General features: G+C 71.8%; 13 protein-coding genes. 2 read left to right on the forward strand and 11 right to left on the reverse strand.

Annotated elements, in window-relative coordinates:
• The first annotated feature begins 88 nt into the window (after positions 1-88).
• Entirely contained in the window at positions 89-904 is an 816-nt protein-coding gene (locus ACFVTH_RS04220) for a nuclease-related domain-containing protein (protein ID WP_387087031.1), read from the forward strand.
• A gap of 63 nt (positions 905-967) precedes the next feature.
• Here ACFVTH_RS04220 and ACFVTH_RS04225 read toward each other — a convergent pair whose 3' ends face one another.
• The 6 genes from ACFVTH_RS04225 to ACFVTH_RS04250 form a co-directional block, all read right to left on the reverse strand.
• The gene (locus ACFVTH_RS04225; RefSeq protein ID WP_387087033.1) at positions 968-2,317 is read right to left on the reverse strand and encodes a hypothetical protein; all 1,350 of its coding nucleotides are present in this window, start codon (positions 2,315-2,317) and stop codon (positions 968-970) included.
• A 69-nt stretch (positions 2,318-2,386) separates the two neighbouring features.
• Complete coding sequence (locus ACFVTH_RS04230) at positions 2,387-2,632, reverse strand: hypothetical protein (RefSeq protein WP_387087035.1); 246 nt, start codon at positions 2,630-2,632, stop codon at positions 2,387-2,389.
• A 122-nt stretch (positions 2,633-2,754) separates the two neighbouring features.
• Positions 2,755-3,126: a PH domain-containing protein gene (locus ACFVTH_RS04235; RefSeq protein ID WP_387087037.1), complete on the reverse strand. Its 372-nt coding sequence runs from the start codon at positions 3,124-3,126 to the stop codon at positions 2,755-2,757.
• Positions 3,127-3,432: 306 nt separating this feature from the next.
• Positions 3,433-3,900 (reverse strand): pyridoxamine 5'-phosphate oxidase family protein, encoded by a 468-nt coding sequence (locus ACFVTH_RS04240; protein ID WP_387087039.1) that lies wholly within the window; start codon positions 3,898-3,900, stop codon positions 3,433-3,435.
• Positions 3,901-3,940: 40 nt separating this feature from the next.
• Positions 3,941-5,200 carry a hypothetical protein gene (locus ACFVTH_RS04245; protein WP_387087041.1) on the reverse strand — a complete coding sequence of 420 codons (1,260 nt, stop codon included), beginning with the start codon at positions 5,198-5,200 and terminating at the stop codon, positions 3,941-3,943.
• Between the two features lie 77 nt (positions 5,201-5,277).
• Positions 5,278-6,657: an MFS transporter gene (locus ACFVTH_RS04250; protein WP_387088716.1), complete on the reverse strand. Its 1,380-nt coding sequence runs from the start codon at positions 6,655-6,657 to the stop codon at positions 5,278-5,280.
• Positions 6,658-6,802: 145 nt separating this feature from the next.
• Between ACFVTH_RS04250 and ACFVTH_RS04255 the strand changes: the two genes are divergently transcribed.
• Positions 6,803-7,135 carry a hypothetical protein gene (locus ACFVTH_RS04255; protein WP_387087042.1) on the forward strand — a complete coding sequence of 111 codons (333 nt, stop codon included), beginning with the start codon at positions 6,803-6,805 and terminating at the stop codon, positions 7,133-7,135.
• 16 nt (positions 7,136-7,151) lie between these two features.
• Here the strand turns inward: ACFVTH_RS04255 and ACFVTH_RS04260 are convergent, their stop codons facing one another.
• The 5 genes from ACFVTH_RS04260 to kduI form a co-directional block, all read right to left on the reverse strand.
• On the reverse strand, positions 7,152-7,586 hold the full coding sequence (locus tag ACFVTH_RS04260) for an SRPBCC family protein (protein WP_387087044.1): 435 nt from the start codon (positions 7,584-7,586) through the stop codon (positions 7,152-7,154).
• Between the two features lie 346 nt (positions 7,587-7,932).
• On the reverse strand, positions 7,933-9,099 hold the full coding sequence (locus tag ACFVTH_RS04265) for an RtcB family protein (protein WP_387087046.1): 1,167 nt from the start codon (positions 9,097-9,099) through the stop codon (positions 7,933-7,935).
• A 390-nt stretch (positions 9,100-9,489) separates the two neighbouring features.
• Entirely contained in the window at positions 9,490-10,242 is a 753-nt protein-coding gene (locus ACFVTH_RS04270; RefSeq protein ID WP_387088720.1) for an SDR family oxidoreductase, read from the reverse strand.
• A gap of 59 nt (positions 10,243-10,301) precedes the next feature.
• Positions 10,302-11,108 (reverse strand): IclR family transcriptional regulator, encoded by an 807-nt coding sequence (locus ACFVTH_RS04275; protein ID WP_387087048.1) that lies wholly within the window; start codon positions 11,106-11,108, stop codon positions 10,302-10,304.
• Between the two features lie 81 nt (positions 11,109-11,189).
• Complete coding sequence (gene kduI, locus ACFVTH_RS04280; protein WP_387087050.1) at positions 11,190-12,020, reverse strand: 5-dehydro-4-deoxy-D-glucuronate isomerase; 831 nt, start codon at positions 12,018-12,020, stop codon at positions 11,190-11,192.
• Positions 12,021-12,036 lie beyond the last annotated feature (16 nt).

Raw genomic sequence — 12,036 nt, forward strand, 5'->3', positions numbered from 1 at the left:
CGACGCCCCCGACCCCTATGGTCGGAGGTCAAGCCATCGCCGATGGGCCGACCGCAGCGCCGCGGCGGCAGGAGAGGACGAACCCGCCGTGACCTCGACCCAGCCCGATACGTTCACGCTCGCCGACCGTCAGCCTGCGGCATCCGTGATCGCCGAATGCCTGCGCACGCAGGCGATAGCGACGCCTCGCTCGCCCATCGCCCGCTTGTTCGGGCGCACACCGCTGAGCACCGACGCGGAACCCTGGTACGTCGGAGCGCTCGGCGAACTCGAGGTCGCCCGCCGGCTCGATTCGCTCGGGTCCGCCTGGCGAGTGTTCCACTCCGTGCCGGTCGGCCGCGGCTCGAGCGATATCGATCACGTCGTCATCGGCCCGCCCGGAGTCTTCACGATCAACACGAAGCACCACGAGGGCCAAGAGATCTGGCTCGGCGCGAAGCGTCTGCTCGTCAGCGGGCAGCCCACCGACCACCTCCGCAACGCGAGCTACGAGGCCAAGCGCGCGTCGCGACTGCTCTCGGCCGCGGCACACGGGCTCATCGACGTCACGCCGGTCATCGTGATCGTGGGAGCTCGGCGCCTCACGGTGCGCGAACGGCCCGCCACCGTCGTCGTGCTGCGCGAGCGCGGGTTCATCAAGTGGTTGGAGTCGCTGCCAGCCGTCGTGCCGACCGAAGCGGTCGAACAGATCGCGGATGCCGCGGCGAAGCCCGCGACCTGGCACGAGATGCCGGTGCTGGAAGATGCCGATGTCGCGGCGTTCGGTCGGCTGCGGCGTGAAGTCGATGCCGCGCGCACACGGCGGCGTGGTTGGGCGATCGCCGGGCTGCTCGCGATCTTCGCGGCGCTGCCGCTCGGCGCGATGGCGGCCTGGACGTCGGTGATGGCGGTGTTGGTGCCCTAAGGCTCTTCGTCCGCCCGACGTGTGGTCTCGATACGCTTCGCTACTCGACCGACGGAGTGAGCGTCAGTCGAAGATCCCGTCGAGCACGCTGCCGATGACGAGGCCGCCGAGGATGCCGCCCATCACATCGGAACTGCCGCCGCGGCGGCCGCCGCCCCAGCCGGGGTCGCCCCACCCGCCGCCGGGGCCCTGCGGGCGCGAGGAGTCGATGTCGCGCTTCGCGAGCTGCAGCGCCTCGGCGGCGAGGTGGGCGACCCGACGGGCCATCGCCATCGCCTGTTCGCGGTGGTCCTCGCCGATGACCGAGACGGTCGCGGCGGGCGCGCCCAGGAAGTGGTCGAGGTCGATGCGCACGCGCTCGGCCTCGGCGAGGCGGGTGCGGGCGTCGGCGCCGATCCAGCCGCGATGGCCGGCGATGACGTCGCGGGCGACCGCGAGCTGGCGGTCGGCGTCATCGATGGCGTGGTGCACGTGCTCGAGCGGCGGAATGGGGCGCGCAGCGCGCTCGCGTGCGGCGGCGATCGCGGCGTCGAGCCCGGCGTTCGCGTCGCGCAGACGGGTGAGTTGCGCGAACGGGTCGGTGTTGACCCCGGCGGCCGGCAGCGCGGCGAGCGCACCCTGCAGCTCGGCCATCGCGGCCGTGACCGCGGGCGTCTGCGGTTCGCGCTGCGCGACGACGAGGTCGCCGCGGGAGTCCTCGACGATCGCGGCCAGCGTCGACTCGGCGCGCAGCGCCTCGATCTCGAAGGTCTCGACCGCGTCGAGCAGCGTGGATGCGCGTCGCGTCGACTCGGTCGCCGCCTCGAGGGCGAGGTTGGCCTGCTCGCGCTGGCCGGCCTCGCGGCGGCGCTCTGCCACGGCGGCGCCGTGCTCGGCGAATCCGAGCAGTTGCTCGGCCTCCCTCGGGTTGACGTCGACCTGGGCGAGCGCCTCGCGCGAGTAGCGGGCGGCGAGGCGCTCGATGGTCTCGCGCGCGTGCGGCACGAGTGCGCGGAGGCGCGTGACATCCGCTCGGACGCCCGCGATGATCTCGGGCGCGCGACGCGCCCGCGCGATCTTGTCGGCGAGCGCGGCCGTGCGCTCGTCGAGCACGTCTTCTGCCCAGTCGCAGAGCTGCACGATGCGCGCGTTGCGGGTGCGCAGCTCGTCGGCGGTATCGGGGATCTCGTCGTAGTTGAGCTGGTTCAGCCGGAACGCCTCGCCCAGGTGCTCGCGCACCGCGGCGAGTCCCTCGCTCAGCTCGACCGTGGCGTCGTGCCCGAGCTCGGCCTCAGCGAAGGCGAGCTCGTCGGACGTGACGCGTACGCGCTCGTCGGCCGCGACCAGCGCAGCGCCGGCCCGCTTCGCCAGATCGGCGTCCTGGGCCTGCAGTTCCAGATTTTCGCGCTTGCGCTTGCCCCAGAATCCAGCCATGCGATCGATCCTAGGGGCGCGGGCTGGAAGGGGGCCGCGACTTCGTCGCCCATCGTGAACGAGGGGCCGCTACGGCAGGTCGAGGGCGAGCTCGAGGACATACTGCCGATCCTCCGGCACGGAGTTGCGAAAGCATGCGACGTGACAGAAGAACTGGTTTCCTTCGGCGTGCGGCGAGTCGTCCAGCCATGACTCGACTCGACTGGTGAACGCACCACCACGTTTCGCGAGGAAGAGAAACGACGCCCCATCGGCCGCGTCGTCAGTCCGCTGCCCGCACCAGATGCACGACATTATCGTCTGAGCCGATTCCACGAGCCCAGACTATTGGTGGTGACCGAACAGCTCCGCTCCTTGCTACTCAGAATCCTCTCGGGGCGCGGTGCGCGTGAGCGATCCGAAGCGCTTCGCGCGACCTCGAGTTGCGACCCGCCGGATCAGTGCTGCAGCACCGCCCACGCCAGCAGGCTGTCGATGCGGCGGATGTCGGCGCCCTTGGTGAGCTTGACCTTGATGTGGCCGGCGCGGGTCCAGAGTTCGACCTCGGCGTCGCGGTCGAGCAGGCCGCCCGCGTTCTCGGTCGACCACATGTTGATCGAGCTGTACGGCAGCGAGTAGACCTCGACCTTCTTGCCCGTGATGCCCTGCGCGTCGCGCACGATGAGGCGCTTCGTCGTGAACGTCGCCGAGTCGCGGAAGGTCTGGAACGAGGCGACCGCCTGCTCGCCCTCGACGAGCAGCGGCGTGATGTCGGCGGGGATCGGGATCTCGTTGCGCAGGGTCCACGCGAGCATCGGTGCGGTTTCCATCGGGGCCTTCCTCGAGATGACGTGCCCGCCCGGCGCGGAGCACACGCGTCGCAGCCTAGCGGCGCGACGATCACCGGCACGGGCCGAGCGGTGCGAGAGCTGCACGGCGCCCCCGTTCTGGGGCGTCAGATCTCACTGAGATGGATGCCTCGCGCTGGGTGCCGCGGGAGGGTGCCGCTCTGGACGGTGCGACCACATGACCACATGACCACACCTCGGCCGACCACATGACCACATGACCACACGTCTCGGCGAGGAACACTCGCTCCTGCGGGCCCCGAACTCCTCGCGTCACCAGACGCCCGACTACAGCACCGGCACCCGCCGCTCGTGCTCGTCGAGCACGTACACCTGCGTCGCGGTCGCGCGGAAGAGCCGGAACGGCGCCTCGCCGGTCACGTCGGACGCCGACCAGCGGCGCAGGCCGCGCCCGGTCGACTTCGCGTCGTACACGGCGATCGCCGCCTCGAGCTCGGCCGACGGCACCTCGCCCGCAGTGCCCTCGACGTAGACGGCGATCGCGCTGCCGACCGCGACGGTCGAGTCGAAGACGGCGAGCGCGACCTCGGGGCGGGCGGCGAGGTTCTGCGAATGGCGGGTCTCGGGGCGCGAGACCCAGTAGTACTCGCGCAGCTCGTGCTCGGCGAACCAGACGGGCGTCGCCCACGGTGTGCCCGCAGCATCTGCGGTGGCGATCGTCAGGTACGAGGCGGCGTCGACGACGCGGCGGGCGGCGTCGGCGGGTGCGGCGTTCACGTCGGTGGGCATGTTCATGGGTAGCACTTGCACGTGGCGGCCGAAAGGGGTGCCGCGATCACGGCTCGGGCACGCCGCCGCGCGGCCCGGCCTCCTGCAGTCGGGCCGCTCGGATGTCGCGCCGCGCGAGGTGCAGCGCCTCGCTCGCGAGCGATGCGACGTGCTGCGCCATCGCGATCACGTGCGCTCGGCGGTGCTCGTCGGTCAGCGTGATCGGCGCGCTCGAACCGCCGAGGTAGTGGCCGAGGTCGGTGCGCACCCGCTCCGACCTGGCCAGCTGCGCGAGCGCCTCGGGGCCGACCCATCCGGGGTGCCCGCCGACAGTGTCGCGCACCAGGTCGAGCTGCTGGTCGGCATCGTAGATGGCGTGGCGCACGTGCTCGGGCGGCGGGATCGGCTGCGTCGCCCGCTCGCGCACCGCCTCGATCGCGGCATCCAGCGCCTCCTTCGCCGCCCGCAGCCGCGTGAGATGGGCGATCGGGTCGGTGTTGACGCCGGCCGACGGAAGCGCGTCGAGCGCGGCCCGCATCCCGGCGATCGCGTCGGCGACGCCGCGCGATGGCGGGGCCTCGAGCGCGGCGGAGAGCTCGCGGCGCGACTGCTCGACGAGCGCCGCCAGCCTGGACTCCGCATGCAGCGCCTCGACCTCAAAGGTCTCCACCGCGTCGAGCAGTGTCGCCGCCCGGTGCACCGCCTCGGTGGCCGCCTCGAGCGCGAGGTGCGCCTGCTCCCGCTGCCCCGCCGCGCGCCGCCGCTCGGCCACGCGCGCGCTGTGCTCGGCGAAGTCGAGCAGCCGTTCCGCCTCGGCGGGATCGTTCGCCACGTCGGCGAGCGCCTCGCTCGAGTAGCGGGCGGCGAGCTGTTCGACGATGTCGCGCGCCTGCGGGATCCGAGCGCGGAGGCGCGTGGCATCCGTTCGGATACCGGCGATGACCTCGGGGGCCCGCCGCGCGAGCGCGAGCCGGTGGGTGAGCATGGCCGACTCCTCGTCGAGCGCGTTCACGGCCGACGTGCACAGGGCGACGATGCGCGCGTCGCGAGCCCGCACCTCGTCGGGGGTGCCGCGCACCGCGTCGCGGTTCTGCCGGTTCACCCGGAACGCCTCGCCCAGCAATTCTCGACCCGTGGCGATCGCCCGGCTCAAGCCATCGGTCGAGTCGGGGCCGAGCTCGGCCTCGGCGAAGGCGAGCTCGTCGACGGCGACGCGGATGCGCTCGTCGCAGGCGAACAGGGCCGATCCAGCCCGCTTCGCCAGGTCGGCGTCGCGGACTTCGAGTTCGTGCGCGTCGCGCCTGCGCCCGACCCGGATCCAGGCCATGCTCCATCTTAAGTGCGAGGCCCGGAGCCCGCCACGCGGCGAGCCCCGGGTCCTGTCCCGGTCCGGGTCGGTATCGCTCAGGCGAGGGCCGGCTCCGGCGCCGGCTCCGGCTCCCGCTCCGGCGAGACCGGCGAGGCACCGATCGTGTCGGACTCGGGCGACTCCGCGACATCCAGCGGGTGGGCGAGCTCGTCGCGACGCATGCGGGCCGCGACGATCGCGACGACGCCGATCACGAGCGGGGCGATGCCGGCGATGAGGAAGACGACGGGCAGTCCGACGAGTTCGCCCGCGGGGCCGGCGAACGCCATCGACACGGGCATGAACGCGAGCGAGACGAAGAAGTCGAGGCTCGAGACCCGGCCGAGCATCTCCGGCGGAACTCGGCGCTGCAGCAGCGTTCCCCAGATCACGACGCCGCCGTTGAACGCGGCGCCGACGGCGAACGCGGCGAACGCCATCACCCACACCTGGTCGGTCAGGCCGAACACCAGCAACGGCAGGCAGCCGAGGCCCCACAGCAGGTTCATGACGGTGAGGTAGCGACGCGGCAGCTTCAGGGATGCCACGACCATCGAGCCGACCGCACCGCCGATGCCGAACGCCGCCAGCACGAGCGCATGCCCCTCGGGGCCGGCGCCCGCGACATCCTTGATGACGAACGGAACCAGCACCTCGAACGGTCCCATGATGATGAGGATCAGCAGCGACGCGAACGACAGGGTGCCGAGCAGCCACGGCGTGCGCACCATGTAGGCGAATCCGTCGCGCACGTCGACGAGCAGGGCCACGGCCGGATGCCCCGTCCCGCCCGCCGGCTCGCGGCGCAGGGGCAGCTCGGGCACGCGTCGCAGGCACACCGCCGCGACCACGCCGGTGAGGGCGGCCACCGCGAGCGCCGCGCCGGGCGACGTGATCGCGATGAGCGCGCTCGCGAGCGCGGGCCCGCCGGCCTGCATGAGCACCGGGCGGGCCATGCCCTCGAAGCCGTTGGCGGCGAGCAGCTCGTCTTCGGGCACGACGCTCGGCAGCAGCGCCGAGTACGCCGGGTAGTAGAGGCCGGCCATCACGCCGCCGACGAAGGCGACGACGGCGAGGTGCCAGACGTCGAGCGATCCGGCGAGCGCGAGCAGGGCGACCGCCCCGACGCTCGCGGCGCGCACGACCTCGACCGTGATGAGGATGCGCCGCTGCGGGATGCGATCGGCGAGTGCGCCGCCCAGCAGGGTGGTGAGGAGCATCCCGATGGCCGACGCGCCGGCGACGAGCGACAGCTCAGCCGCTCCTCCACCGATCGCGACGATCTGCCAGACGAGGGCGACCATCCAGATGCCCGCGCCGACCATCGACGCGACGAGCGCGGCGGCGAGCCAGCGGTAGGCGGGGTTCCGCAGGGGGCGGAGGGCCCGAGGTGTTGCCATGATCTTGCTCCTTGCCGTTCGGTTTCCGTTTCGGATGCGTCGTGAAGCGGTGGTGCAGAGGTGCTTCTACTCATGCGTCGAACGGGGCAGGGCGAGATCGACATCGGGCGTGAGACCGACACCGGTGCCTGTGGGATGCCTCGGCCGCGGCCCTCGATCTCAGCTCGCCTAGACTCCACGCATGAGCACCCGTCGCGACCGCGCCCGCAAGCTGCGCAGGCGACTCCGCCCCGAGAGCACCCGGCCCGCCGTCGTGATCGCGAGCACGATCGTCATGCTCATCTGCCTCGGCGTCGTGTTCCTCTGCGGCTGGATGCTCGTCGACGCGCTGGTGCAGCAGATCGGCCCCTTCGAGACCGTCGGGCGCGCCCGGCCGACGCCGGCGTGGTTCGCCTGGATCGGCTTCGCCGTCGGCGGCGCCGCCGCCGCGCAGATCGCCTATGAGAACGCCGCCTACCTCGTGCGCGTCGTCCGCAAGACGCCGAAGCTCGTACCGGTACCGCGCGAGTACTGACGTCGCGGAGCGGCGCCTATTGCTCGAGGATGCCCTTGAGCGTCTTCAGGTTGCTGCGCATGCCGCGCTCGAAGAGCGGCTCGGCGAGGGGCCCGAGCAGACGCGCGGGCCCAGGCAGTCCGGCCGCACTGATCGTGCCCTCGAGCTCGAGACGGGAGCCGCCCGGTGCGGGCCGGACCCGATAGCGGTACGAGAACGGGGTGGGGCCGTCGACCGAGGCGAAGGTGATCTCTTCGCCCTCGGTGCGACTGTCGACGACCACGGTGTTGGCCGCGGGGCCCGAAGGGAGCCGCCGAAGGACCGTGTACGTCGTGCCGGCGCCACCGGTGCCGTGCACGCGTTCCACCCGTTGCACCGCCGAGTACCACTGCGGCGTGGTGGCGAAGTCGGCGATGAACTCGAAGACCCGCGTGGGCTCGGCGTCGACGTCGAGCGTCAGGGTGAAGGTCATGCGCCCCTCCGTCGGGCTTCGTCGTCGGGTCTCATCGTGGGGAGTCGCTCTCGACGAGGCGACCACATTTCCACTTGACTACACCGGTCGCGACCACAATTCCACATTTCCACACGCTCACCGACGAGAGTCCCCGACCGCGGCCGCGGCGATGGCCTGGCACCCGCCGCGGCGGGATGACCGCTGAGTGGTTCACGTCGGCGAAGCGGTGGTGAAGCAGAGAAGCGGCGCGGCTCTTGGGACCGACCACCGGGTCGCTGAGTCCACGACCGGCGTCGGCGCCAAGATCACGGCCACGGCCCGCGCAAGTTCCCCCTGTGCGCGGGCCGCAGCCCGAGGCATCCCCTCAATCGCCCTTCACGTTCACGATCTGGCGCAGCGTGTGCCGCACCGTCACGAGCGGGGCGGCGTCGGCCATCACCCGGTCGATCGGCTTGTAGGCCTGCGGGATCTCGTCGATGAACGCGTCGGTGTCGCGGAACTCGATGCCGGCCATCGCCTCACGCAGCTGCTCGTGCGTGAAGGTCTTGCGGGCCTTCGACCGCGAGTACTCCCGGCCGGCGCCGTGCGGCGACGAGTTCAGCGACATCGTGTCGCCGAGCCCCTCGACCACGTACGACGCGGTGCCCATCGACCCCGGGATGAGCCCGGGCCGACCGGCGTCGGCCTGGATCGCGCCCTTGCGCGACACCCACACCCGCTTGCCGAAGTGCTCCTCGCTCTCGGTGAAGTTGTGGTGGCAGTTGATGCGCTGCCGCTCCTCCACCGGGCGGCCCACCCACTCGGAGACCTGCCGGATGACCCGGTCCATCATCTCCTCGCGGTTGAGCAGCGCGAAGTGCTGCGCCCACCTGAGCTCGGCGATGTACCGCGTGAACTCGGGCGTGCCCTCGACGAGGTAGGCCAGGTCGGGGTTCGGCAGCTCGATCCACCACTGCTTCGCGAGCCGCTGCGCGACCTTGATGTGGTGCTGGGCGATCTTGTTGCCGACGCCCCGGCTGCCCGAGTGCAGGAACAGCCAGACCCGGTCGTCCTCGTCGAGCGACACCTCGATGAAGTGGTTGCCACTGCCGAGCGTGCCGAGCTGCTCGCGCCAGTTGCCCGCGTACCGCGCCGGGTCGAAGCCCTTCGCCTCGGCGAGGGCCTCGAGCTCGGCGACGCGCGGCTCGGCGGTCGCGACGACCTTGCGGTTGTACTTTCCGGCAGAGAGCGGGATGGCGCGCTCGATCTGCTCCCGCACCTCCCGCCGATCGGCAGGCAGCTCGGATGCCGCGAACTGCGTCTGCACCGCGATCATGCCGCAGCCGATGTCGACGCCGACGGCCGCGGGGATGATCGCACCGAGCGTCGGGATGACCGAGCCCACCGTGGCCCCGAGGCCGAGGTGCGCGTCGGGCATGAGCGCGAGGTGCGGGTAGATGAACGGCATCGTCGACGAGACGCGGGCCTGCTCGATCGTCTGCTCGTCGAGCAGGCTCGCCCACGAGACGAGCCGATCGGAGATCTTCTCCATGTTCCTTTCCTGTCTGGTTGCGGTCGCGCCCCGCGGATGCGGAGTGCGACGGAGCGAGTCCTCGGACCCGAGGGTCTCGTCGCGCGCAGACAGAGAAACACCCCGGGCCTCGAGCGGCACGGGGTGACGGATTCGCGAATGGTCGCGGGCGTCAGGGTGCCTGGTCGAGAAGCTGGTCGAGTTCACGGATGAACCCGCGCTGGGCGGGCTCGTTCATGGGCTCGACGAAGGTCGGCTTGTTCGTGCGCTGCAGATACACGCTCATGGCCGCCTCCATTCCAGATTCCGGGGATGCCGCGCGGTCGGCGCAGCCTTGGAACACTAGCGGGGTTTCGCGGCGGGGGTCAAGGGCGAGCCGGCGAACGTCGTGATCGCCGGGTGGCCCGTCGCTCAGCGCCCGAGCCACCCGCCGTCGACGGGCAGCACGACGCCGTGCACGTAGGCGGCGTCCTCCGAGGCGAGGAACGCGACCGCCCCCGCGATGTCGTCGGGGCTCGCCCAGCGGCCGGCCGGGATGCGCTCGGAGATCTGCCGGAAGCGCACCGGATCGGCCTGGAGGGCCTCGTTCATGTCGGTCGCCACGTAGCCCGGTGCGACGGCGTTGACGTTCACGCCGTGCGCGGCCCACTCGTTCGCGAGCGCCTTCGTGAGCTGGGCGATGCCGCCCTTGCTCGCGGCGTAGCCGGGCACCGTGAGCCCGCCCTGGAAGCTCAGCAGCGACGCGACGAACACGACCTTGCCGTCGCCGCGCTCGACCATGCCCCGCCCAAGCTCGCGCGCGAGGATGAACGGCGAACGCAGGTTGACGCCGATGACGTCGTCCCAGTCGCTCGTCGCGTGCTCGGCCGCGGCGGCCCGGCGGTTGATGCCGGCCGCCTGCACGAGCACGTCGGGGGTGCCATGGCGCCGGCCGATCTCGGCGGCGAGCGCGAGTGCGGCGTCGGGGTCGGCGAGGTCGGCGGCGAGCGGATCGAAGCGCCCGCCGAGCGCGTGCACGTCGGCCGCGGCATCCGCGAGGCCCTCGATCGACGAGCCGACGCCCACGATGTCGGCGCCGTCGCGCGCGAGCCGCAACGCGATGGCGCGGCCGATGCCGCGGCTCGCGCCGGTCACGACCGCGAGGCGTCGCACCGGGACATCCACGGTGCCGACCGCGCCCACCGGGTCGCCCGCCGGGTCGCTCGCGACGCCCGAACCCGCGCTCACGCCGCGCTCCGCGGCGCCCCCATCGACGCCGAGATCTCGGCCGCCGTGGCGACGATGCGTGCGCCGAGCTCGCCGGCCGCCTCGGGCATGACGCGGGTCGACGGGCCGGCGATGCTGACCGCGGCGATCACCTTGCCCTGGAAGTCGAACACCGGGGCGGCGAAGCCGCGGATCCCCTCGCGGTTCTCCTGGTTGTCGATCGCGAAGCCGCGCTCGCGCGTCGCGATGAAGTCGTCGGCGAGCGCCTCGTCGGTGCGCAGCGTGAACGGCGTGCGTGCCGCGAGCGGGTGCGAGATGTGCTCGGTGCGCGCCTCGGCGGGCGTCCACGCGAGGATCGCCTTGCCGATCGCCGTCGCGTACGCGGGCACCGCCGCGCCCACCCGGCTGAACACCCGCACCGGATGCGGGCTGTCGACGAGCTCGATGTAGACGACGTCGGTGCCGCTCAGCACGCCGAGGTGCGCGGTCTCCTGCGTCTCGTCGACGAGCGCGCGCATCGCGGGCAGTGCCGCACGGCGCAGGTCGAGCCGGTGCAGGTACTCCGAGCCGAGCTGCACCGTGGCGACGCCGAGCGTGTAGACGCCGAGCTCCTCGTCGAAGCGCAGGAACTGCCGCGCCTCGAGCGTGCGCAGGATGCGCAGCGTCGTCGGCTTCGAGTACCCGAGGATCGAGCTGCACGCCGCGAGCGTGAGCCCTGGCGGCGGGCTCTCGGCGATCTGGAGCAGCACCTGCAGTGCACGGTCCACGCTCTGCGTGCCGGTCGTGCCTCCGGCGTCAGGCCGGTTCGCCGACGTGTCGACCATCGGGCTTCCCTTTCGATGAGATTTCGGTGGAGTCGAGGGGTGACGCAGGGGGTCGCCCCCCTACGCTAGTGGCCGCCCGCCTCAGGCGAGGGCCGTCACGGCGATCTGATCCATATCGGTGAAGGCCTGGTTCTCGCCGGCCATGACCCAGACGAACGCGTAGTTCGTCGTGCCCGAGCCGAAGTGCACCGACCAGCTCGGCGAGATCACCGCGTCGCGGTCGGCGAGCACGAGGGTGCGGGTGTCGTCGGGCTCGCCCATCACGTGCTGGATGCGGTGCCCCTCGGGGAGGCCGAAGTACAGGTAGACCTCGGTGCGGCGGTCGTGGGTGTGCGGCGGCATGCTGTTCCACACGCTGCCGGGCTCGAGGGCGGTGATGCCGAGCACGAGCTGGTCGCTGCGCACGCCGTCGGCGTGGATGTGCTTGTAGACCGTGCGGCGGTTCGCCGTCGCGGCGTCGCCCGTCTGCGTCGTGTTCGCGTCCTGCAGGCGTACGAGCCGGGTCGGGTGTCCGCCGAACGAGAGCGCCGAGGCGAGGTAGAACGCCGCCTCCTCGTCGCCCGTCGCCGCGAACGACACGCTGCGCGTGCCGCTGCCGATGTAGAGCACGTCGCGGTGCTCGAGCGTGTACTGCACGCCGTCGACCGTGACCGTGCCGGTGCGGCCGATCTGCACGACGGCGAGCTCACGGCGCTCGCAGAAGCGCTCGGTGCGGAGTTCTGCCGGGGCTTCGAGCTCGATCGGCGAGCCGGCGAGCGGCACGACGCCGCCGATGACCATGCGGTCCTCGTGGGTGTAGACGAGCACCTGCTCGCCGGGCACGAACAGCGAGTCGGCGACGAACCGTTCGCGGAGGGCGGTCTTCGAGAGGCCCGCGACGTCGTCGGGGTGTGAGGCGTGTCGGATCTGCATCTGGTGTGCTGCTTTC

The sequence above is a fragment of the Agromyces sp. NPDC058104 genome, assembly GCF_042884835.1.
In the GTDB taxonomy this organism is placed as follows: Bacteria; Actinomycetota; Actinomycetes; order Actinomycetales; family Microbacteriaceae; genus Agromyces.

Bases quoted from the DNA above. Each gene is read 5' to 3' on its own strand.
- ACFVTH_RS04255 (WP_387087042.1), top strand. From the start codon at position 6,803: ATGAGCACCCGTCGCGACCGCGCCCGCAAGCTGCGCAGGCGACTCCGC.
- ACFVTH_RS04260 (WP_387087044.1), bottom strand. From the start codon at position 7,586: ATGACCTTCACCCTGACGCTCGACGTCGACGCCGAGCCCACGCGGGTC.
- ACFVTH_RS04265 (WP_387087046.1), bottom strand. From the start codon at position 9,099: ATGGAGAAGATCTCCGATCGGCTCGTCTCGTGGGCGAGCCTGCTCGAC.
- ACFVTH_RS04240 (WP_387087039.1), bottom strand. From the start codon at position 3,900: ATGAACATGCCCACCGACGTGAACGCCGCACCCGCCGACGCCGCCCGC.
- ACFVTH_RS04275 (WP_387087048.1), bottom strand. From the start codon at position 11,108: ATGGTCGACACGTCGGCGAACCGGCCTGACGCCGGAGGCACGACCGGC.
- ACFVTH_RS04225 (WP_387087033.1), bottom strand. From the start codon at position 2,317: ATGGCTGGATTCTGGGGCAAGCGCAAGCGCGAAAATCTGGAACTGCAG.
- ACFVTH_RS04245 (WP_387087041.1), bottom strand. From the start codon at position 5,200: ATGGCCTGGATCCGGGTCGGGCGCAGGCGCGACGCGCACGAACTCGAA.
- ACFVTH_RS04235 (WP_387087037.1), bottom strand. From the start codon at position 3,126: ATGGAAACCGCACCGATGCTCGCGTGGACCCTGCGCAACGAGATCCCG.
- kduI (WP_387087050.1), bottom strand. From the start codon at position 12,020: ATGCAGATCCGACACGCCTCACACCCCGACGACGTCGCGGGCCTCTCG.